General features: G+C 74.0%; 19 protein-coding genes. 9 read left to right on the top strand and 10 right to left on the bottom strand.

What is annotated here, in order from left to right; genetic code table 11:
* Positions 1-4 precede the first annotated feature (4 nt).
* Positions 5-1,129 carry a ferritin-like domain-containing protein gene (locus JE024_RS11710; RefSeq protein WP_205373524.1) on the bottom strand — a complete coding sequence of 375 codons (1,125 nt, stop codon included), beginning with the start codon at positions 1,127-1,129 and terminating at the stop codon, positions 5-7.
* A gap of 175 nt (positions 1,130-1,304) precedes the next feature.
* Here JE024_RS11710 and JE024_RS11715 point away from each other — a divergent pair, with 175 nt between their 5' ends.
* From JE024_RS11715 to JE024_RS11725, 3 genes are all read left to right on the top strand, one after another.
* Positions 1,305-2,240, top strand: a complete 936-nt coding sequence (locus JE024_RS11715) for an AurF N-oxygenase family protein (protein WP_205373525.1) — start codon at positions 1,305-1,307, stop codon at positions 2,238-2,240.
* Between the two features lie 151 nt (positions 2,241-2,391).
* A complete protein-coding gene (locus JE024_RS11720) occupies positions 2,392-3,120 on the top strand; it encodes a TetR/AcrR family transcriptional regulator (RefSeq protein ID WP_205373526.1) in 729 nt (242 codons plus the stop codon).
* 81 nt (positions 3,121-3,201) lie between these two features.
* Entirely contained in the window at positions 3,202-3,477 is a 276-nt protein-coding gene (locus JE024_RS11725) for a DUF8847 domain-containing protein (RefSeq protein WP_205373527.1), read from the top strand.
* Between the two features lie 530 nt (positions 3,478-4,007).
* On the opposite strand, the gene JE024_RS11730 is transcribed toward JE024_RS11725, so the two are convergent.
* Positions 4,008-4,250 carry a hypothetical protein gene (locus tag JE024_RS11730; RefSeq protein ID WP_205373528.1) on the bottom strand — a complete coding sequence of 81 codons (243 nt, stop codon included), beginning with the start codon at positions 4,248-4,250 and terminating at the stop codon, positions 4,008-4,010.
* Positions 4,251-5,194: 944 nt separating this feature from the next.
* Here JE024_RS11730 and JE024_RS11735 point away from each other — a divergent pair.
* Together JE024_RS11735 and JE024_RS11740 are read left to right on the top strand one after the other, a co-directional pair.
* Positions 5,195-6,388 (top strand): outer membrane protein assembly factor BamB family protein, encoded by a 1,194-nt coding sequence (locus JE024_RS11735; protein ID WP_205373529.1) that lies wholly within the window; start codon positions 5,195-5,197, stop codon positions 6,386-6,388.
* 296 nt (positions 6,389-6,684) lie between these two features.
* A complete protein-coding gene (locus tag JE024_RS11740; RefSeq protein WP_205373530.1) occupies positions 6,685-7,530 on the top strand; it encodes a hypothetical protein in 846 nt (281 codons plus the stop codon).
* A 74-nt stretch (positions 7,531-7,604) separates the two neighbouring features.
* Here JE024_RS11740 and JE024_RS11745 read toward each other — a convergent pair whose 3' ends face one another.
* From JE024_RS11745 to JE024_RS11765, 5 genes are read right to left on the bottom strand one after another with little or no spacing between them, the layout of a single operon-like run.
* Positions 7,605-8,840 (bottom strand): styrene monooxygenase/indole monooxygenase family protein, encoded by a 1,236-nt coding sequence (locus tag JE024_RS11745; RefSeq protein ID WP_205373531.1) that lies wholly within the window; start codon positions 8,838-8,840, stop codon positions 7,605-7,607.
* 43 nt (positions 8,841-8,883) lie between these two features.
* On the bottom strand, positions 8,884-9,600 hold the full coding sequence (locus tag JE024_RS11750; protein ID WP_372449793.1) for a GTP-binding protein: 717 nt from the start codon (positions 9,598-9,600) through the stop codon (positions 8,884-8,886).
* Positions 9,581-9,991 carry a DUF742 domain-containing protein gene (locus JE024_RS11755; RefSeq protein ID WP_205373532.1) on the bottom strand — a complete coding sequence of 137 codons (411 nt, stop codon included), beginning with the start codon at positions 9,989-9,991 and terminating at the stop codon, positions 9,581-9,583. Before JE024_RS11755 ends, JE024_RS11750 begins: the two co-directional genes overlap by 20 nt.
* Complete coding sequence (locus tag JE024_RS11760; protein WP_205373533.1) at positions 9,988-10,476, bottom strand: roadblock/LC7 domain-containing protein; 489 nt, start codon at positions 10,474-10,476, stop codon at positions 9,988-9,990. The genes JE024_RS11755 and JE024_RS11760 overlap by 4 nt, the downstream gene beginning before the upstream one ends.
* The gene (locus tag JE024_RS11765) at positions 10,473-13,769 is read right to left on the bottom strand and encodes a nitrate- and nitrite sensing domain-containing protein (RefSeq protein WP_372449794.1); all 3,297 of its coding nucleotides are present in this window, start codon (positions 13,767-13,769) and stop codon (positions 10,473-10,475) included. Before JE024_RS11765 ends, JE024_RS11760 begins: the two co-directional genes overlap by 4 nt.
* 365 nt (positions 13,770-14,134) lie before the next feature.
* Here JE024_RS11765 and JE024_RS11770 point away from each other — a divergent pair, with 365 nt between their 5' ends.
* Positions 14,135-14,929 (top strand): protein phosphatase 2C domain-containing protein, encoded by a 795-nt coding sequence (locus JE024_RS11770; RefSeq protein WP_205373535.1) that lies wholly within the window; start codon positions 14,135-14,137, stop codon positions 14,927-14,929.
* Positions 14,930-14,978: 49 nt separating this feature from the next.
* Here the strand turns inward: JE024_RS11770 and JE024_RS11775 are convergent, their stop codons facing one another.
* Positions 14,979-15,410, bottom strand: coding sequence for a MarR family winged helix-turn-helix transcriptional regulator (locus JE024_RS11775; protein WP_205373536.1), 432 nt, complete (start codon positions 15,408-15,410; stop codon positions 14,979-14,981).
* 281 nt (positions 15,411-15,691) lie between these two features.
* On the opposite strand from JE024_RS11775, the gene JE024_RS11780 reads away from it, so the two are divergent.
* Positions 15,692-16,513 carry a lysozyme gene (locus tag JE024_RS11780; RefSeq protein WP_205373537.1) on the top strand — a complete coding sequence of 274 codons (822 nt, stop codon included), beginning with the start codon at positions 15,692-15,694 and terminating at the stop codon, positions 16,511-16,513.
* 46 nt (positions 16,514-16,559) lie between these two features.
* On the opposite strand, the gene JE024_RS11785 is transcribed toward JE024_RS11780, so the two are convergent.
* Positions 16,560-17,357 carry a pentapeptide repeat-containing protein gene (locus JE024_RS11785; RefSeq protein WP_205373538.1) on the bottom strand — a complete coding sequence of 266 codons (798 nt, stop codon included), beginning with the start codon at positions 17,355-17,357 and terminating at the stop codon, positions 16,560-16,562.
* A 155-nt stretch (positions 17,358-17,512) separates the two neighbouring features.
* The gene (gene lon, locus JE024_RS11790) at positions 17,513-19,930 is read right to left on the bottom strand and encodes an endopeptidase La (protein ID WP_205373539.1); all 2,418 of its coding nucleotides are present in this window, start codon (positions 19,928-19,930) and stop codon (positions 17,513-17,515) included.
* 211 nt (positions 19,931-20,141) lie between these two features.
* Between lon and JE024_RS11795 the strand changes: the two genes are divergently transcribed.
* Together JE024_RS11795 and JE024_RS11800 are read left to right on the top strand one after the other, a co-directional pair.
* Positions 20,142-20,789, top strand: a complete 648-nt coding sequence (locus JE024_RS11795; protein ID WP_205373540.1) for a GNAT family N-acetyltransferase — start codon at positions 20,142-20,144, stop codon at positions 20,787-20,789.
* 139 nt (positions 20,790-20,928) lie between these two features.
* Entirely contained in the window at positions 20,929-21,630 is a 702-nt protein-coding gene (locus tag JE024_RS11800; protein ID WP_205373541.1) for a spermidine synthase family protein, read from the top strand.
* Positions 21,631-21,686 lie beyond the last annotated feature (56 nt).

Below are 21,686 nucleotides of genomic sequence, written 5' to 3' on the forward strand. Positions count from 1 at the left end.
GCGCTCAGGCGGAGGCGTTCCCGGCGAGCCCGGCGCCCTCGTCGATCGCCCGGGTCACCTCGGCGACCCGCTCGTTCTCCTCCGCGGCGAAGCGCTCCCGGTCGAGCTGTTCGGCGATCTCCTCGTCCTGGGTCATGAGCAGGTCGAGGCTGGCGTCCCCCAGGTCGAAGACGCCCATGTCGAGGTACGCCTTCTGGAGCCGCTCGCCCCACAGGCCGATGTCCTTGACACAGGGCACGATCCGGCTGAACAGCAGCTTGCGGAAGAGGTGCAGGAACTCCGACTGCTCGGTGTACTCCTCCGCCTCCTTCTTCGAGACGCCGAAGTTCTCCAGGACCTCGATGCCGCGCAGCCGGTCGCGCATCAGGTAGCAGCCCTCGATGACGAACTCCTCGCGCTCGCGCAGTTCGGCGTCGCCGAGCTGCCGGTAGTAGTCGCGCAGGGCCATCCGTCCGAAGGCCACGTGGCGGGCCTCGTCCTGCATGATGTAGGCCAGGATCTGCTTGGGCAGCGGCTTGGTGGTGGTGTCGCGGATCATGCCGAACGCGGCGAGCGCGAGCCCTTCGATGAGCACCTGCATCCCGAGGTACGGCATGTCCCAGCGCGAGTCGCGCAGCGTGTCCCCGAGCAGGGACTGGAGGTTGTCGTTGATCGGGTAGAGCATCCCGACCTTGTCGTGCAGGAAGCGGCTGTAGATCTCGGCGTGCCGGGCCTCGTCCATGGTCTGCGTGGCGGAGTAGAACTTGGCGTCGAGGTCGGGCACCGACTCCACGATCCGGGCCGCGCAGACCATGGCGCCCTGCTCGCCGTGGAGGAACTGGCTGAACTGCCAGGAGGTGTAGTGCCGCCGCAGGTCGGCCTTGTCCTTCTCGGACATCTTCGCCCAGTGGCGGGTGCCGTACAGCGTCAGCGCCTCGTCGGGGGTGCCGAGGGGGTCGTAGGGATCGACCTCCAGCTCCCAGTCGATGCGCGTGGCACCGTCCCACTGCTTGTCCTTGCCCTTCTGGTAGAGGGCCAGGAGCCGGTCGCGCCCGTCGTCGTACTCCCAGGTGAAGCGGGCCGAGCCGGTGGCCGGGACCTGCCAGAGGGTGCTCTGCGGGGCTGTCGTGTAGCGGTCCTGCGTCGACACGGGGCGGCTCCTCGGTCTCGTCGTCCGTTGCGTACTCACCGCTGTGCAGGGGCAGTTGGCAGAGTCACACGGTGGTAGACACGGAGTCAACAAGTCGTGCGCGAAGGATTGACGGCTCTGCTGACAAGCGGTCTCATAACTTGCGAACCGCCCGAGCCCATCGCGAGGTGCCCTCATGACGACCGCAGCCCATGACGACATCCAGCTGCTCCGCGACGCGCTGGGACCCCTCCGGGACCGCGAGCAGGTCGCGGCCCGGCTGCTGGAGTCCTCGGCGAAGCACTCCTTCGACCCCGACAAGGAACTCGACTGGGAGGCCCCCCTCGAGGACGGCAAGTGGTTCTGGCCGCCGGAGCTGGTGTCCCTCTACGACACCCCGATGTGGCGCCGGATGTCCGAGGAACAGCGGATGGACCTGGCGCGGCACGAGGCCGCGTCACTGGCGTCGCTCGGCATCTGGTTCGAGATCATCCTGATGCAGCTCCTGGTCCGCCACATCTACGACAAGTCGGTGACCAGCAACCACGTCCGCTACGCGCTCACCGAGATCGCCGACGAGTGCCGGCACTCGATGATGTTCGCGCGGATGATCCAGAAGGGCGGCGCCCCCGCCTACCCGGTGCCCCGGATCCACCACAACCTCGCCCGGGTGCTGAAGACCGTCTCCACCACGCCCGGTTCGTTCGCGGCGACCCTGCTCGGCGAGGAGGTCCTCGACTGGATGCAGCGTCTGACGTTCCCCGACGAGCGGGTGCAGACGCTGGTGCGGGGCGTCACCCGCATCCATGTGGTGGAGGAGGCCCGCCATGTGCGGTACGCGCGGGAGGAGTTGCGCCGCCAGATGGTGACCGCACCGCGCTGGGAGCAGGAGCTGACCCGGCTGAGCTGCGGCCAGGCGGCCCGGGTGTTCAGCGTCTGCTTCGTCAACCCCGAGGTGTACGAGAACGTCGGCCTCGACCGGCGCGAGGCGGTGGCCCAGGTGAACGCCAGCGGGCACCGCCGGGAGGTCATGCAGAGCGGCGCCCGCAGGCTGACCGACTTCCTCGACGACATCGGTGTGCTGCGCGGCCCCGGCCGCAGGCTGTGGAAGAGCTCCGGACTCCTCGCATGAGACCGTGCGGGCGCGGGGCGCCCTCCAGCCCGGACCTCCGGCGCCGCCCGGCCTCGCGCGGGGGCCCGGCGCCCTCCCGGGACCCGCGGTTCCGGGCGTCCCGCGTGCGGAACGGGGAGACGCGGTGAAGACGGCGGTTAGTCTGCGGTACATGACCAGTCCCGCTTCCGCCGGCCCCGCCTACCGACGGCTCAGTGTGGAGGAGCGCCGGGCGCAACTGCTCGTGTCCGCGCTCGGACTCTTCGCGCACCGGCCGCCGGAGGACGTCTCGCTCGACGACGTGGCGGAGGCGGCCGGGGTGTCCCGGCCCCTCGTCTACCGCTACTTCCCCGGCGGGAAGCAGCAGCTCTACGAGGCGGCGCTGCGCTCGGCCGCCGACCAGCTGGAGAGCTGCTTCGCCGAACCGGCCGCCGGGCCGCCGACCGAGCGCGTCGCCCGGGTCCTCGACCGCTATCTGCGGTTCGTCGACGAGCACGACGCCGGGTTCAGCGCGCTGATGCGCGGCGGGAGCGTCGCGGAGACCTCCCGCACGACGGCCATCGTCGACGAGGTCCGCCGGGCCGCTGCCGAGCAGATCCTCGTCCATCTCGGGGTGGTCCGTCCCGGGCACCGGCTCGGCATGATGGTCCGCACCTGGATCGCGTCCGTCGAGGCCGCGTCGCTGATCTGGATCGACGAGGGCAAGGTGCCGCCGGCCACCGAGCTGCGCGACTGGCTGGTCGACCATCTGCTCGGGCTGCTCGCGGTGACGGCCGCCTCGGACGAGGAGACGGCGGCCGTCGTCGTCGCGCTGCTGCCCCAGGAGGAACCCGGCGGGCGGGTCGCGGGGCTGGCGGAGCGCCTGGGCCCGGTGCTGGGCGGCGCGGCCCATCTGATCTGAGCGGGGGTGCGGCCCCGGGCCCGCAGCGGGGCCCGGGGCAGCCGCTGTGTCCCCGGGCCCGTCTGCTGTGACACTGTCCGGGTGAGAAGCGAGAACACGCCGTTCGTCGGCGGCCCCCTCGACGGGCGCGTGCTGCCGGTGCTGACCGGCCCCACCGGCCACCCGCCCAAGTGGTACCGGATCCCCGTCCCGAACGACGACGACACCCCGCCCACCGTGCACGTCTACCGCCGGGTGCCCGCCGGCTACACCCGCCGACTCGGTCTGCTGCGCGGCTGGAAGTACGAGTACGCGCCCGACGGCGTCGAGCGGCGCGAGCTGCGCTGGCCCTGGTCGAAGCCGAACACCACGCCATAGGATCACGGCGACCTTGCACATACGGCGAGTGAGCCGAAGGGGCGCGGGCGGTGCCGAAAGGGAGAGCGCGCGGAGGTCCCGAGGAACGAGGGACCGAGCACGGTCGACCGTCGGGACCGTCTTGAGCGCCCCGGAGGCGAACCGAGCCCCGAAAAAAGGGGGCGCGGGCGGTGCCGAAAGGGAGAGCGCGCGGCCCTCGTGTGGCGAGTGAGCCGAAGGGGCGCGGGCGGTGCCGAAAGGGAGAGCGCGCGGAGGTCCCGAGGTACGAGGGACCGAGCACGGTCGACCGTCGGGACCGTCTTGAGCGCCCCGGAGGCGAACCGAGCCAGGAATCAAAGGGGGATGCTTGCGATGGAGCCGTTGCACCAGGACGATCCGCTGCGGATCGGGCCGTACCGTGTGCTGGCCAGGGCGAGGGAGTCGGCCGGTTCGGTGCGCTACCTGGCGCTCGCCGCCGACGGCACGCCGTCGGTGGTGGCACTGGTCCGGCCACGGCTCGCCGAGGTGCCCGTCTACCGGCGCCGCTTCGGTCAGGAGACGCGCACGGCGCAGCGGTTGGCCGGGGGCTGGGTCGAGCCGGTCGAGGCGTCCACGGACGGTACGCCGCTGTGGACGGCGAGCGGGTACGTGCCGGCGGTCACCCTGCGGGAGGCGATCACGCTGGCGGGGCCGCTGCCCGAGCGGACGGTGCGGGTGCTGGGCGCCGCGATCGCCGAGACCCTGTCGCGGGTCCACGCCACCGGGACGGTGCTCCAGGGGCTCTCGCCGGACACGGTGCTGCTCGCGGCGGACGGCCCGCGGCTGACCGCCCTGGGCCCGCTGGGCGCGGCGGTGGTCGCGGAGGCGGGGGAGGACGGGCAACTGACGGTGAAGCTCGGCTACCTCACCCCGGAGCAGGCCGCCGGGGCGCAGCCCGGGCCCGCGTCGGATCTCTTCGTGCTGGGCCAGTTGCTCACCTACGCGGCCACCGGCACGACCCCGCTGGCCGACGCGGACGCCATCGCGCACGGTGAACCCGATCTGGGGCCGGTCGCCGACGGGCTGCGTCCGGTCGTCGCCCGGTGCCTGGCGAAGTCTCCCGAGGACCGGCCCCCGGCCGGGACGGTCGCGGCGGATCTCGCCCTGGAAGGCGCAGCCGCCCTCGCCCGCGACGGCTGGCTCCCCGACGCCGTGACCGCCGCGCTGTCGGCCCAGTCGGCCGAGGTCGCCCGTCTGGCGGCCGTCCCACCGGGGACGGGCACGCGGGCGGAGGGCGGGGAGGACCGGGCCACGGTGCTGGTGCGCAGGGGCGGGGCGGGCGCGCGCCCGGCCCCGGGCAGGGACACCACGCCGCTGCTGGTGAAGGACCTCGTCCCCGCGGAGCCCCGCGGCACGGCGTCCGTGGTGCCGCGGCTGGCGGCCGCCCCCGCGCGGCAGGCGGCCGTCGGGCCCCCGCGCCCGTCGCGGCGCTCCCCGCCGCGGGCGCCGCGCCGCTCCCGTACACGGCGCGTGCGCTGCCGCCCGCCACGGGCGGCGGGGCACTGCCTCCGCTTCCCCGGGGCCGAGCGCGGCCGGGCGGGACGATGCCGCCGGGATCGGGCGGCGCGGGCTGCTGGTCGCGGCGGCGGCCGGGGCCGCCGGGCTGGTCGTCGGCGGCACGGCCGTGGGCGCCCTCGCGGGTGGCGAGGCCCCGGAGCCGCCGGCGCAGAAGCCCGCGCCCGCCGCGAAGCCCCGCCCGATGGCGGGGTTCGCTCCCGGGCCGCAGTGGCGCTACGAGCACCCCGCGGCGCCCGGGCCGTCCGACGGGGCCCCCGCGGGGCCGCTGGGCGCGGTCGTGTGGCAGGACCGGCTGCTGCTGCTCACCGACTCGCAGGGCACGGCCGCCGTCGATCTGCGCACGGGGCGGCGGGTGTGGAAGCTGGACGAGGCGGCCTCCGCCTCGCGGGTCGTCCCCGTCGGCACGTACTGCCTCGTCGACACGGTCGAGGAACTGCTGTGGGTGTCGGCGGCCGACGGCCGGGTCGGCCAGCGCCTCGCGAAGAACACCCTGGCCCGGCCCGGGGAGACGCTGACGATCGGTCAGGTGCTCGGCTCCGAGGGCTCCACCGCCTGGTTCACCGCCCATGTGCGGCGGACCGGTGAGCGGTCGGTCAAGGGGCGCAAGCAGAAGGTGACCGTGCACGAGGCGTATGTCGTCGCGTACGACCTGGCGGCCCGCGCGCAGCAGTGGCGGGCGCGTGTGCCCGAGGGGCGCGCTCCCCACACCCCGGCGTACCAGCTCGTGGCGGTCCGCCGGGACGACGTCCTCGTCCGCCAGGACGGCGGGAGCCTGACGCCCGCGCAGCAGAAGGCGGCGCGGGGCGGCTCGTCGCTGCTCTCCCTGGACCGCGCCACCGGCGCGGCCCGCCCGGGCACCCTGCTCACGGCCGTCGGCGCGACGGCGGCGGTCACGGGCGACACCTCGGGCCGGCTGTACGCGGCGGCGGGCGGGGAGCTGCACGCCTACACGGGCACGGACGGCCGTCGGCTGTGGCGGGTGGCCGCCGCGAACACCCGTGGCGAGCCGGGGGTGTTCGCGTACGGGACACCGCTGGTGGCGGGCCAAGTCCTGTACGCGGCCAACCGCTTCCAGCAGGTGTGCGCCGTGGACGGCGCGACCGGCCGCGAGCTGTGGCGCCGCTCCACCCAGGCACCCGCGTGGCGCGAGACCCCGGTGACGGCGCTGAGCCCGAGCGGCCGTACCGTCCTCACCGGCGACGCGGTCCAGCTCACGGCGTTCGCGGCGCGCGACGGCAGGCGGCTGTGGAAGTTCCAGGAGGCGGGCGCCGACGACGCGCCGGAGCAGGCGGCGCCGCGCTATGCCGCGTTCCCGGCGGGCGCCCGTACCGTCGTGCGGCGCGGCCGGACGTTCTACTCCCTCCCCGTGGACTGACCGGCCCCCCGCCCCGGCCACGGAGCCACCGGGCCGCGAAGCCCGCGGACCCGGGACCGCGGACGCGGCGGGGCGCGGGCCCGCCGGACGCACGGAGCAAGAAGCCAGGAGCCACCGAGCACCGGGCCACCGGGCCACGACGTCACGGAGTCGTGCAGGCGCGCGGGCGGACGGCCGGAACATGCCGTCGCGGGTGACCGCGTTGCGCCGTCCCGACCATCCGGTGTGGCGGCGCGGCCCGCGCCGGTCACCCTCTGTGCGGGGCCCGTTCCGCCCCCGCGTCCGGAGGTGATGGCATGTCAGGCAGGCTGCCCGCCGGGGTGTGCGCGACGGCGCTCGCCGTCGCCACCGCCTTGGCCGCGACCCCGGTGTCCGCCGGCCCCGTGCCGGAACCGCCGCCGCGCGGCGCCGTCGCCCGGGTGCTGGGCGACCTCGGCGACGGCGTCGTCGAAGCGCTCACCGGGGGCGCCCCGGAGCGCGGTGAGCCCGGGCCGCCGGTGCACGGGGCGGCCGTGGTGGCCCGGGTGCGGGAGCTGTACGCGCAGGCGGCGGACGCCGAGCGGAGCGCCCGGGAGGCGTCCCTGGCCCTGCGCGAGAGCCGTGCCGCGACCGCCCGGCTCCAGCGGCGGTTCACCGCCGCGCGCGCGGCGCTGGCGGCGAGCCGAGGGGACGCCGGTCGGATCGCGCGGGTGCAGTACCAGGGCGGATCCGAACTCTCCGACCGGCTGCGGCTGCTCCTCGCCAGGAACCCGGAACAGGCCCTGGAACAGGACTACTTGATCGAGCGTGCCGCCGTCGCCCGCCTCGCGGCGACGACCCGGCTGACGGCCGCCGAGGCCCGCGCCCGCACGCTGGCCGAGGCGTCACGGGCCGCGCTGGACGAGGAACTCGTGCTGGTCGTGAGGCAGGAGGCGGCACGGACGCGGGCCGTCGCCCGGCTGCGCTCGGCCGAGGCGCTCCTCGCGACCCTCTCCCCCGAGGACGTCGCCGCCCTCGACGCGCCGCCCGCCCCGCCGGACGCCGGGAACGTCCCACCCGCCCCCGGCTCCCCCGGCTCCTCCGGCTCCCCGTCCCCACCGGCATCGCCCGCGGCACCGACATTCCCCGCGGCACCGGGGTCGGCCGCCTCACCGGCGCCCTGAGCGACGGTGTCCGGCGCCGGAACGGCCGCGCCCCCGGTCCTCGTCGAAGGACCGGGGGCGCGGCACGCACCGGATCAGGCGCCGGAGACCGAGGCCAGGTAGGCGCCCGTCTTCTCCGGGTCGTAGAAGAAGTTCTCGAAGTCCGAGGGATCGTCGAACCCGTTGGCGAAACGGTCCGCCACCGGCTGGAGCTGGCCGGCCGCGCCGATCAGGTTCAGCACGTGCTCCGGCGGCACGCCGAGCATCGCGTTCGTCCACTTGGTGACGTGCTGCGCCGTGTCCCAGTAGCGGTCGAAGGCGGACTGCATCCACTCCGCGTCGAACGGGCGGTCCCCGTGCTCGACGATGGAGGCGAGGTAGGAGGCGGCGCACTTGGACGCCGAGTTGGAGCCCTGACCGGTGATCGGGTCGTTGGCGACCACGACGTCCGCGACACCGAGCACCAGGCCCCCGCCGGGGAGCCGGCCGATCGGGTTGCGCACGGTCGGGGCGTAGCGGCCCGCGAGGGTGCCGTGGGCGTCCGTCAGCTCGACCTTGGTGGCCCGCGCGTACTCCCACGGGGTGAAGCGCTCCATCAGCTCCAGCGTCAGGGAGAGGTGCTCGGCCGGGTCCTTGACGCCCTGGAAGGCGTCGAGCGGGCCGCCGGGCACACCCTCCCAGAAGAGGATGTCGGCGCGGCCGGAGGTGGTGAGCGTGGGCATCACGAAGAGTTCGCCCACGCCGGGCACCAGGTTGCAGCGCACGGCGTCGAAGTCCGGGTGCTCCGGGCGCGGCCCGAGCCCGTGGACGTAGGCGACCGCCAGCGCGCGCTGCGGCTCGGCGTACGGGGAGCGCGAGGCGTCCCGGCCGAACATCGACACCAGTTCGCCCTTGCCGGCGGAGACCAGCACCAGGTCGTAGGTGCGGGAGAAGTAGTCCAGGTCGGAGACGGCGGCGCCGTGGATGACGAGCTGTCCGCCGCGCTGGGCGAACGTCTCCATCCAGCCGGCCATCTTCACGCGCTGGTCGACGGACTGCGCGAAGCCGTCCAGCCGGCCGACCCAGTCGACGGCCCGGGAGCTGTCGGGGGCGGCGACCGAGACCCCGAGGCCCTCGATCCTGGGGGCCTGCGACTCCCAGAAGTTGATGCCGAGGTCGCGCTCGTGCTGGAGGGCGGTGTGGAACATGCACTGCGTGGACATGACCCGGCCGGACCGGATCTCGTCCGCCGTGCGGTTGGACATCAGGGTGACCTCGTAGCCCTGCGACTGCAGGCCGAGGGCGAGCTGGAGACCGGACTGTCCGGCCCCGACGACGAGTATCTTCCGCATGGCGGGACTCCGTGGTGGTTCGGGAGACGTGGTGGCTCGGGGGCTATTCGGGGGTTGCCTCGAGGGCGTGGGCGACGAGCGCGAGCAGCGACTCGATGACCGTGACGCGGTTGCGCGCGTCCATGATCACCACCGGTACGTGCCCGGGCACCGTCAGGGCTTCCCTGACGTCCTCGGCCTCGTAGGCGGTGGTTCCCTCGAAGTGGTTGACGGCGACGACGTACGGCAGCCCGCAGCTCTCGAAGTAGTCGAGAGCGGGGAAGCAGTCCGGCAGCCGCCGGGTGTCCGCCATCACGATCGCGCCGATCGCCCCGCGCACCAGGTCGTCCCACATGAACCAGAAGCGCTGCTGGCCGGGCGTGCCGAAGACGTAGAGCACCAGGTCGTCGTCGAGCGTGATCCGGCCGAAGTCCATCGCCACCGTGGTGGTGGTCTTGTCGGGCGTGGCCGTGAGGTCGTCCGTGTCCTCACTGGCCTGCGTCATCAGCGCCTCGGTCTGGAGCGGGGTGATCTCCGAGACCGCGCCGACGAACGTCGTCTTGCCCACGCCGAAGCCGCCCGCGACCACGATCTTCGTCGCGATGGGGGCCCGGGTGGTGTCGAGCTGCCACGCCTGGACGCCCTCGTCGGAGAGCGGGGTTCCGGAGTCGCCCGGGCCCTGCCCGCCGGGTATGGGGCGGGCGGGATCCGGATCCGCCGTGGCATGGGGGTCTCCCGCCTGGGGGCGGGCGAAGAGCGTGTCAGAGGCGGCGGAGTCCACTCAGCACCCTTTCGAGCAGTGCGCGGTCGGGCTGGCCGGCACCGTGACCGGTCCCGTACACGCGGATCTTTCCCTGGTCGGCCAAGTCGCTGAGCAGCACCCGGACGACACCCAGCGGCATCTTGAGCAGCGCCGAGATCTCGGCGACGGTACGCATCCGGCGGCACAGCTCGACGATCGCCCGCAGTTCCGGCATGACACGCGAGGTGAGGTTGCCGTTCGGCAGCTCACGGCGCTCCGGCGGGGCGTCGAGCGCGGCGACGAACGTCTCCACCAGCAGGACGTGACCGAAGCGGGTCCGGCCGCCGGTCAGCGAGTACGGGCGGACCCGCGCGGGCCGTCGCTCCTGCCCGCGCACCGGGAGTTTGGGGGACGAGGCGGCGGCGGTCATCGGGTGCTCTCCATCGATTTGCGCAGTTCGCTGCGGACTTCGGGGGTGAGTACATGTCCGGCACGGCCCACGAAGAGGGCCATGTGGTACGCGACGACGCTCATGTCGCAGTCGGGGGTGGCGTGGACGCCGAGCAGGGAGCCGTCGCTGATGGACATGACGAGCACGCTGCTCTCGTCCATGGCGATCATGGTCTGCTTCACCCCGCCGCCGTCCATCAGTCCGGCGGCGCCGATGGTCAGGCTGCCGATGCCGGAGACGATGGTGGCGAGGTCGGCGCTGGAGCCGCGGGGACCCTCCGGGCGGGCGGCGGGGGCCACCTGACCGGCGGGCTCGGAGTCGGGGTCGGAGGAGAGCAGCAGCAGGCCGTCGGACGAGACGACGGCGACCGAGCGGACTCCTGGCACCTCCTCCACGAGATTGCCCAACAACCACTGCAGATTACGGGCTTCGCTGCTCAGCCCGAATGTGCCGGTCGCAGTCAACTGCGTGCCTCCTCGACTGTGTCCCCCGCTTCTGTGTCCGGTGTGTCCGGTGCGTCCGGTGTGTTCGTCGCGTTCTCGTGCTGCGTGTCCGTGCGGTGCGCTGTTCCGTGCGGCCGGCCGGTGTGGGGGGCGGGCGTGGTCTCGGCTCCCGGCGCGCTCCGCGGGATCTGTGTGCTGTGTGGGGCATGTGGGGGCTGCGTGTCGTGCGTGGCCTGGGTGATCTCGGCCTCGGCGTCGCGGCGGCCGTCCCTCGCGCCCTGCTGGAAACCGCCCAGCCTGCGGCGCAGGGCGTCGGCGTCGACGGTCCCGGTGCGTCCGGCGGCCGGGGCGGCGGGGGCGACGTTCCGGGGCGTCCGCTTGGGGAGCCCCTTGTCGGTGATCCGGTCCCACGCGGGCGCCGCCGCCTCGGGGGCGTCCGCCGCGTGGCCCTCCGCCGTGGAGGCGCCGGGGGCCGGAGCGGGCTCGCTCGGGGCTGGGGCCGTGGGGGTGTGCCCCTGGGGGGCGAAGGGGGCGGGGTCGTCGGCCGGGGCGGGCTGCCGGGGCAGCCGCATGGTGAACGTCTCCTGGTCGATCCCGTCGGTGACGGGCTCGCCGTCGGCGTTGCGCTCGTGGGTCTCCTCGGCCTCGGCGGCGCGCACCGCGCGCTCGGCCGCGGCCACGAAGGGGTCGGCGGACTCGGGGGCGGTCGGCGCGTCCGGCGCGTGCGCGCCGGTGAGGCCCGGGCGCTCCGCAGCGGGAGACGTGCCCGTGCCGGTGGAGCCGGCGCCCGCGGCAGCAGGAGACGTGCCCGTGCCGGGAAGCTCCGTGCTCTCGGGGCCGGCCTGCGACGGGCCGGCCTGCGGAAGCGAGCCGCCGGGCGCTGCGGCGGCCGGCAGCCCGGCCTCGGCCGATCCGGCGCCCGGGTGCCCGGCCTCCGCCGCTCCGGCGCCGGGCAGCGAGCCGCCCGGCTCCCCGGCCGCCGCCTCCGGCGACGGCTCGCCCGCCGCCCCGGAGGCCGGGGCGTCCGGGGCCTGGGGACGGGACGCCGGGCCGCGCCGGGTGGTCGGGGGCAGGGCGTTGGAGTTGGCCTCGGCGACCGAGCCGGGCAGCTGGACGGCGGGCGCCTGGCCCGCCACCGACACCGACTGCGCGGGTGCCGCGGGAAGTCCCTCGGGGAGCAGCGCGGCCGGTACGACGACGACGGCCGTGACACCGCCCTGCTTGTGCTCGCGGAGCTGGAGGCGGACGCCGTGGCGCGCGGCCAGCAGGGCGGCCACCCGCAGACCGAGGCCCTCGGTCTCGCGGCCGCCCGGCGTGTCGTACACGGCGGGGTCGGCCAGGCCGGCGTTGACCTCGTCCAGGCGCTCGGGGGTCATCCCGATCCCGGTGTCCTGCACCGAGAGCATGATCTCGCCGCTCTCCAGGAGCCAGCCGGACATCTCGACCTGCGCGTCCGGCGGGGAGAACGAGGTGGCGTTCTCCAGCAGTTCGGCGACGAGGTGGCTGAGGTCGTCGGCGGCGAAGCCCGCGACCTGGGCGTGCGGCGGCAGGGACTGGATGACGACCCGGTCGTAGCGCTCGATCTCGCTGACGGCCGCCCGCAGCACGTCGACCAGCGGCACCGGCCCGACATGGCCCTGGCCGTGCTCGGTGCCCGCGAGGACCAGCAGGTTCTCGCTGTGGCGGCGCATGACGGTGGCCATGTGGTCGAGCTTGAAGAGGGTGGCCAGACGCTCCGGGTCCTGCTCGCGCTCCTCCAGCTTCTCGATGACGCCGAGCTGGCGTTCGACGAGCCCGAGGGTCCGCAGCGAGAGGTTGACGAAGGTGTGGTGGACGGTGTGGCGCAGCCGCTCCAGCTCGCCGGTCAGCTCCGCCGTGCGGGCGCCCAGCTCGGCGCGGGCGGCGGCGAGTTCGGCGGCGGCCGCCTCGCGGGAGCCGACCAGGTCGCCGCGGTCGCTGTCGAGGCGCTCCACGCGTCCGGCGAGTTCCCGGAGCTGCCCGTGCAGGGCGTTGAGGGAGCGGACGACCTGGGCGAACTCGTCGTTGCGCCCGGTGAAGCGGACCGGGTCGCCCGCCCCTTGGCCGTCGGCGAGCCGGGCGGCGCCGATGCGCAGCACGGCGAGCGGCCGGGTCAGGGTGCGGGAGATCGCGGCGAGGACGCCGACGGTGATCACGAGCAGACCGCCGAGCAGGGCGATGCGTATCTCGAGGGCGGTGACGTCGTCGTCGCGGAGCTGTTCGAAGGCGGCGAGCCGGTCGGCGGCCAGGGCCGTCTCGGCGCCGCGCATCTGCTCGATCCGGGCGGTGAGCGCGGCCTCCAGCTCGGCGCGGTCGGTGCGGCGCTCGCTGCCGGTGAGCCGGGGCTGGTCGGTGAGGCGGGCGAGGAAGGCCTCGGCGGTCTTGACCTCGGAGCCGGTGACGGTGGCGGCCAGCTTCTCGCGGGCGGACGTGCCGGCGGACTGGTCGAAGTCGGCGAGCGCGCCGAGTTCGCGCACCCGGGCCTGCTGGGCGGCGGCGGTCAGGGCGTCGCGGGTGCGGGCGTCCTCTCCGGTGTCCTCGCCGTCGGTCTCGACGGGCAGGCCGGTGATCGGGTCGTAGCTCAGCACGGGCTCGGGCCGCGGCACGGACAGGGCCGCGAGCAGCAGGCCGCGTACGGCGGACGCCTGTTCCACGGCGTGGCCGAGGTCGGCGGTGGCCCGGGTCCCGTCGGCGGCGCGCGGCGGCGTCCGGTCGGAGAGCTCGGAGGCGAGCGCGTGGAGCCGGTCGATCACCGCGGTGTAGGAGCCGTGCACCTCGACGGGGGTGCTCTTGCCTTCGAGGGCGGTCCGGCGCAGGGTCGGCACGGTGGCGAGGCTGCGGCCCAGCTCGGCGTGGTCGCCGGTGGCCTCCTCGCGGATCTCGTCCATCTGGCGGTCGACGCGGGCGCTGAGACCGTCCGTCAGGGTGCGGCGGTCGGCCTTGTCGCCCTTCTGGTTCTCGCCGCCCGCGGCGAGCCAGGCGACGACCTCGTCCCGCTCGTCGGAGAGGGAGTGGGCCAGCGTGACCGCCTGGCGGTCGAGGGCCGAGAGGGTCACGAGCTCCTGGGACGAGGTCAGATCCGCCGACACGGCCAGGACGCCGGGGACACCGGCTCCGACCACGGCGAGTCCGGCGAACGCGACACCGGCCACCAGCCTGGTGCGCACCCTGACCGGGTGTCCTTTGGGGGTCGTGTCGTCCTTGGGGGGCAGGGGGGCCGCCGTCGCCGGGGCGGGCGTACCGCCCGCGTTCTCCGTGGGCCTGCCGCCTTTGCCCCGAGGCCGCTTCTTCTGCACCGGTGCTCGCAATCTTGCTTGACTCGTCCACCCATGAAGCAGAGATGACGACCGGTCACACGCGAGAGCCCCACCCCTGGTACGGCTTCCGACCATTCCAGTGCCTTCGGGAGGGAGGCGCGCATCGGCCGCTCCGCCACCCGAACGAGTGAACAACATGCCGGAGTTGGCGAACAACTCACGCGCCCGGTCCGGCACGGCCCGTGCGGCGCGCGGGTTGGACCTCGGGCCCGCCCTTTGGCAGGATGCCCGCCCGCAGGTGCGCACATGCCCCAATCGGGCCGAAGCCACCCGCCTGACCTGCTGGTACGGGCCAATCCGCGCTTCGTGCAGGAGGCGTGAAGGAGTCATGCAGACTGACCTTCATGCGTATCGACCTCGCGACCGAGCCCGGCAGCCGGGAACGACCCAACGAGGATTGGGTGTCGGCGTCCCTGCCCGCTTCGGGCCAGGGCGGAACGCTGGTGCTGCTGGACGGCGTCACTCCGCCGAGCGGCGACGCCGGGTGCGTGCACGGCGTCCCCTGGTTCACCGCCCGGCTGGGCGGGGCGCTGACCGAACTGTCCGCTTCACGGCGCGATCTGCCCCTTCCGGAGGTCCTCGCGGAGGCGATCCGGCGCACCGCGGACGCCCACCGCGGCACATGTGACCTTTCTCACGTCCGCACTCCGCAGGCAACCGTCGCGCTGGCCCGCTGGGGCGGGCCAGCGGAGGAGGTCGAGTACCTCGTGCTCTCGGACTCCGCGCTGCTGCTGGAGTCACCGGACGGCACGGTGACCGCCCTGCTGGACGACCGGCTCGACCGGCTGCCGCGCGAGGCCCTGCGCACCCATGCCTCGGCGGACGCTCTGCGCAACGCGGAGGGCGGCTTCTTCACGGCGGCGGCCGACCCGGCGGTGTCGGCACGCGCGGTGTCGGGCACCGTCCCCCGGGCGGGGGTGCGGGCGCTGGCGGCGCTCACCGACGGCGCCTCGCGCTGGGTCGACCTGTTCGGGGAGGGCGACTGGCGGGCGTGCGTGGAGGTGCTGCGCAAGGAAGGGGCCCGGTCGCTGATCGACCGGGTGCGGGCACTGGAGGCCGCGGACGCCGGGCAGCGCCCCGGGGCCCCGCGGCGCTTCAAGCTCCACGACGACGCGTCCGCGGTGTTCGCGGAGCTGTGACGCCGGGCCGGGGCCCCGGCCCGGCACCCGCCGCTCGCGCCGGGGGCCGTCAGCTCTCGGCGCTCGTGTTGAGCTGGTGGAGCAGCCGGGCCAGCTCCGCGACCTCGCCGCGGTCCCAGCCGGCGAGCTTGCTCATGTAGCGGTCCCGGCGCGCGTCGCGCACATGGCGGAACCGGGCCACCCCTTCGCCGGTGAGCCGTACGAGGGACGCCCGGCCGTCCGCCGGGTCCGGCTCACGGGTGACGAGGCCGACCTCCTCCAGCGCGCGCAGCTGCCGGCTCATGGTCGCCTTGCCGACCCCGAAGTAGCCGGCGAGCTCGGTGCCGCGCTGCGCCCCGGCCTCCTCCAGGCGGACCAGCAGCCCGTAGGCGGCGGGCTCCAGATCGGGGTGGACCTCCCGGGCCATCTCTCCGGACGAGGCCCGCGCCCGCCGCAGGAAAACCGCCAACTCGCGTTCGAGCGCGAGGAATTCGCGGTCCATACCACTTCCCCCCTTGAGTCCGGCTTCACTCGCCGTACCACTTTCGTGCACGTCAGCACCCATCGCGCGCTTTCCCGGTTCTGAAAGTTTCCTCCGCGGGCGGTCATCGCCGCAGTTGGGCAAGTATTTCGCAGGCATAGACCAACGACGGAACCCGGGTACTCTTCCTCCGCGAGGTCTACGTGCGTAGAGTTTTTGCTGGCATGTCCACACCACATGGTCCGCCACGACATGTCGACACGTCGTCAGATCCCCCCCACCGAGGTCTTCGGAGGCACGCTATGCCCGTGCACAGATCCGGAAAGACCGGTCGTACGCGTCTCGCGGCGGCCGGCACTCTCGTCGCAGTCATCTCCCTCCTCCTCACCGCCCCGGGGGCCGCCGCCGACCCGAAGCCGGAACGCGGCTCGGCCCACATGGGCATGGGCGTCGTCGCCCACGACGGCCAGGGCGGCACCCCCCGCGACACCCGCGCGGTCCAGACCGAAGGCGTCGACGTCTCCAGCCACCAGGGGAACGTCGACTGGTCCGGCCTGTGGAACAGCGGCGTCAAGTGGGCCTACGTCAAGGCCACCGAAGGCACGTACTACAAGAACACGTACTTCACCCAGCAGTACAACGGCTCCTACAACGTCGGCATGATCCGGGGCACGTACCACTTCGCGACCCCGGACACGACGACCGGCGCGGCCCAGGCGGACTACTTCGTCAACAACGGCGGCGGCTGGTCCAAGGACGGCAGGACGCTCCCCGGCGCGCTCGACATCGAGTGGAACCCGTACGGCGCCGCCTGCTACGGCAAGTCGCAGTCCGCGATGGTCACCTGGATCCGCGACTTCCTGAACCGCTACAAGGCCCGCACCGGCCGGGACGCCGTGATCTACACGGCGACGAGCTGGTGGACCCAGTGCACCGGCAACTACGCCGGTTTCGGCGCCACCAACCCGCTGTGGGTGGCCCGCTACAACACCACGCCCGGCACCCTGCCGGCCGGCTGGCCCTACTACACGATGTGGCAGTACACGTCGTCGGGACCGATCGTCGGCGACCACAACAAGTTCAACGGCGCCTACGACCGCGTCGTGGCGCTCGCCAACGGCTGAGCCGGCGCGCACCGCTTCCCCCGGGCCCGCCCCGCGCCGCCGGTCGTCACGACCAGTGCGCGGGGCGGGTCAGCCCGTCCGGGATCAGCGTCGCCCCGTCGCCGCGCGCGGCGTTGAGCTGCGGCTGGGTGAGGAAGAACGCGCCGGTCAGATCCGCGCCCGCCAGCCGGGCGTCCCGCAGGTCGGCCCCGATCAGATCGGTGAGCCGCAGATCGGCGCCCGTCAGGTCGGCGGCGATCAGACAGGCGCCGCGCAGGCTCACCCCGCGCAGATCCGCTCCCCGCAGCCGCGCGCCCATCAGGTCCGCTCCCCTGCGGTCCTTCTTCTTGCGCCGGACCTCCGCGCGCACCACGTCGCTGGTGCGCAGCAGCAGGGTGTTCACCTCCGCGCGGCGGGCGGCGACGTCCAGTTCCAGCAGGGCGGCGGGAGCGAGCCCGGTCAGCTCGCCGACCGAGGCGCGCAGCGCGCGCAGACCGGGGCGCAGCCCGGCGGCGGCCGGCAGGGCCAGCGCCTCGTCCAGGTACCGCAGCAGTTCGTGGAGCTGCCGGACGACGGGGAAGACGGCGAACATCTCCGCCGCCGTGTCCGGCGCCGTGCGCCAGTCGGTGCCGCCGTAGGTGATCTGCGAGACCTGCTGGCCGGCCCCGAAGCAGTCGTAGACGGTGCAGCCCTGGTAGCCGACGTCGCGCAGCCGGTCGTGGATGCCGCACCGGAAGTCGGTGCGGAGGTTGGCGCACGGCGTGCCGGCCGCCTTGTCGGTGGCGAAGTCGGCGGAGGCGGCGAAGGGCAGGGCGACGCAGCAGAGCCCGAAGCAGTTCGAGCAGTCGGCTCGCAGGGTGTCCATCCGTCCATTGTGCGGGGAGCCGTGCGGGGAGCCGTGCGGGGAGCCGTGCGGGAAGCGATCACCCCGCCGGTCCCCACCGTCCGGCGCACGCCGAGGCCCGGCCGCGGACGGGTCGTCCGCGGCCGGGCCCCGTGGCGTTCCCCGGCGGCCGCCCGTCAGGCGGCGGCCGTGACCAGCGCCCCGGCCGGCGAGAGCGCGAGCTCCAGCACCTGCCGCACATCGGTGACGGGGTGCACGTCCAGCGTGTCGAGGATCTCCGCCGGGACGTCGTCCAGGTCGGCCTCGTTCCGCTTCGGGATGATCACGGTGGTGATGCCCGCCCGGTGGGCGGCCAGCAGCTTCTGCTTGACGCCGCCGATGGGCAGCACCCGCCCCGTCAGCGACACCTCGCCGGTCATCGCCACGTCCGTGCGCACCTGGCGTCCGGAGAGCAGCGAGGCGAGGGCCGTGGTCATCGTGACACCGGCGCTCGGGCCGTCCTTGGGCACCGCGCCCGCCGGGAAGTGGATGTGCACGCCCCGGTCCTTGAGGTCGGCGACCGGGAGCTCCAGCTCCGCGCCGTGCGAGCGCAGGAAGCTGAGCGCGATCTGCGCCGACTCCTTCATCACGTCGCCGAGCTGGCCGGTCAGGGTCAGTCCGGCCGCGCCCGTCTCCGGGTCGGCCAGTGACGCCTCCACGAAGAGGACGTCCCCGCCGGCGCCGGTGACGGCGAGCCCGGTGGCCACGCCCGGCACCGCGGTGCGGCGCTCGGACGGGTCCTGGGCGGACTCCGGCACATGGTGCGGCCGGCCGATCAGCGCCCGCAGATCGCCGTCGGTGACGGTGAACGGCAGCTCCCGGTCGCCCAGCTCGTGCTGCGCCGCGATCTTGCGGAGCAGCCGGGCGACGGAGCGCTCCAGGTTCCGGACGCCGGCCTCGCGGGTGTACTCGCCGGCGAGCCGGCGCAGGGCCGAGTCGTCGAGGGTCACCTCGCCGGGCTCGATGCCCGCGCGCTCCAGCTGCCGCGGCAGCAGGTGGTCCCGGGCGATGACGACCTTCTCGTCCTCCGTGTAGCCGTCGAGCCTGACCAGTTCCATCCGGTCGAGCAGGGCCTCGGGGATCGATTCCAGGACGTTGGCGGTGGCGAGGAACACCACGTCGCTGAGGTCGAGTTCGACCTCCAGGTAGTGGTCGCGGAAGGTGTGGTTCTGGGCCGGGTCGAGGACTTCGAGCAGGGCCGCGGCGGGGTCGCCGCGGAAGTCGGAGCCGACCTTGTCGATCTCGTCGAGCAGGACGACCGGGTTCATGGAGCCGGCCTCCTTGATCGCCCGCACGATGCGGCCGGGCAGGGCGCCGACGTAGGTGCGCCGGTGGCCGCGGATCTCCGCCTCGTCGCGCACGCCGCCGAGGGCGACGCGGACGAAGGTGCGGCCCATCGCGTGCGCGACGGACTCGCCGAGGCTGGTCTTGCCGACGCCGGGCGGACCGACCAGCGCGAGCACGGCGCCGCCCCTGCGGCCGCCGACCACGCCCAGACCCCGGTCGGCGCGCCGCTTGCGCACCGCCAGGTACTCGGTGATCCGTTCCTTCACGTCGGCCAGGCCGGCGTGCTCGGCGTCGAGCAGGGCCTTGGCGCCCTGGATGTCGTAGGCGTCCTCCGTGCGCTCGTTCCACGGCAGTTCGAGGACGGTGTCCAGCCAGGTGCGGATCCAGGAGCCCTCGGGCGACTGGTCGCTGGCGCGTTCCAGCTTCTCGACCTCCTTGAGGGCCGCCTCGCGGACCTTCTGGGGGAGGTCGGCGGCCTCGACGCGGGCCCGGTAGTCGTCGGACTCGTCGCCCTCCGCCTCGCCGTTGAGCTCGCGCAGTTCCTTGCGGACGGCGTCGAGCTGGCGGCGCAGCAGGAACTCGCGCTGCTGCTTGTCCACGCCTTCCTGGACGTCCTTGGCGATGGTCTCGGCGACGTCCTGCTCGGCGAGGTGCTCGCGGAGCTGGCCGATGGCGAGCCGCAGCCGGGCGACCGGGTCGGAGGTCTCCAGCAGTTCGATCTTCTGCGCGGTGGTGAGGAACGGCGAGTAGCCGGAGTTGTCCGCGAGCTGGGCGACGTCGTCGATCTGCTGGACCCGGTCCACGACCTGCCAGGCGCCGCGCTTCTTCAGCCAGGCGGTGGCGAGGGCCTTGTACTCGGTGACCAGTTCCAGGACGGCGCCGGGGGCGCCGGTGACGGCCTCCTCGACCGCGGTCCCCTCGACCCAGAGCGCCCCGCCGGGCCCGGTGGTCCCGGCCCCGATGCGCACCCGCCCGACGCCGCGGATCAGCGCGCCGGGGTCGCCGTCGGACAGCCGGCCGACCTGCTCGACGGTGCCGAGCACGCCGGTCGCCGCGTAGGTGCCGTCGACCCGGGGAACGAGCAGCACCTCCGGCTTGTTGCCCGAGGGACGGTCCGCGGCCTGTGCGGCCTCGACCGCGGCCCGCACCTCGGTGTCGGACAGGTCGAGCGGCACGACCATGCCCGGCAGCACCACTTCGTCGTCGAGCGGCAGCACGGGCAGGGTGAGCGGCGAACGGACCGTGAAGTCCTCGGCATCGGCAGCCATGATCTCCCCTAACGCAGTCAAGTTGAGCTGTATGGACTCAATGCATGTGAGCCCGGAGATGTTCCCCCGGCCGCGTTCGCTCTGAGCGATCACCCCGCACACGCCGCCCGGCCGGGACGTGGCCCGCGTCACATCGACGCCCCGCAGCCCATCCGCTGTAATAGCCACTGACGCATTGAGTCCATTACATGCACTGACACGGGGAGCACCGATGTCCTTCGAGTCCACCACCGCCGCCGTCGACGCCTGGGTACGCGGCTGGGTCGTCTCCCGCGGAGCCGCCGACCCGGTGGCCACCCCCTGGGGGTTCACGGTCGACGTCGGCCAGGTCCGGCACGCCACCCGGCACGTGCTGACGGCCGGCGACGAGGCGACCGTGCGCGCGGTCGCCGCCCGGGTCGCGGCCCCGACCGTGTGGCTGAAGGTCTTCGCCGAGCCCGCCGACGTCGTCCGGTGGGCCGGGCCCGACTGGCAGGTCGACGAACCGGGCTGGCTGATGTGGACCGCCCTGCGCCCCGCGCCCGCCCCGGCCGTCCCCGCCGGACTCACCCTGCGGACCTGGAGTCGCGGGGGCGTGGTGCGCGTCCTGGTGACCGCCGCCGACGGCTCGTTCGCGGCCCGCGGCCAGGTCGCCGCGACCGGCGCGACCGCCGTCGTCGACCAGATCGAGACCGCTCCGCACCACCGGCGCAAGGGCCTCGGCCGCCTGGTGATGCACACCCTCCAGCAGGCCGCGCTCGACCAGGGCGCCGGCATCGCGGTCCTCGGCGCCTCCCCCGACGGCCGTGCGCTGTACGAGTCCCTGGGCTGGCACGTCCAGGCCCCGCTGGTCAGCCTCTTCCACACCGTCGGCCACTGACCGGCGCGGCACGCACCCCGCCGCCCGGATCGCGCGTAGGACGGCCCCCCGCGGGAAGTGGTTTGAACGCACCGCCCGTTTCCCGTGAGGATGGAGCAGATCCCTGTCGTCACCTGCCAGCCGCCCGGAGGTCACCGTCATGCCGTTCCCCGCGTCCGTCCCCCCGGAGCCCCTCGTCCTGGACCGGCGCGAGGGTCCGTACGGGGAGGTGGTGCTGCGCAGGCGGGAGACCGGCGAGGGGCCGGTGCACGAGATCATCGCCAACGGCTGCTTCCTGATGGACACCTCCGACGGGCGCTCCGAACGGCGGCTGATCGACGCCGCCTTCGAGGCGCTGGAGACGGGGAACGTCGCACCGAGCCTGCTCATCGGCGGGCTGGGGGTCGGGTTCTCGCTGGCGCACGCGGCCGAGGGCGAGCAGTGGCGGCACATCGTGGTGGTCGAGCGCGAGGAGGCGATCATCGAGTGGCACCGCGCGGGGCCGCTCGCGGCGATCTCCGGCACGGCGCTCGGTGATCCACGGAGCGTGATCCTCCACACCGACCTGGTGGAGCACCTGCGCATCACCGAGGACCGGTTCGACGCCCTGTGCCTGGACATCGACAACGGGCCCGACTGGACGGTCACCGAAGACAACGGCGAGCTGTACTCACCTGCCGGACTGGCCTCCTGCGCACGGGTGCTGAAGCCCGGCGGGGTGCTCGCCGTCTGGTCGGCGCAGCCGTCGTCCGCCTTCGAGGAAGCGATGCGGAATGCCGGATTCACCGGGGTAAGAACCGAAGAGATCCGCCTTGCCCGGGGCGTACCGGACGTGGTGCACCTCGGAGTTCGCCCTGCGTAGCCGCGACCCCGCCGATGCCCTTACGCTGCTGGGACACAAACGGGCCCGGCAGCGGT

Origin of the sequence: Streptomyces zhihengii (assembly GCF_016919245.1) — a bacterium.
Classification (GTDB): domain Bacteria; phylum Actinomycetota; class Actinomycetes; order Streptomycetales; family Streptomycetaceae; genus Streptomyces; species Streptomyces zhihengii.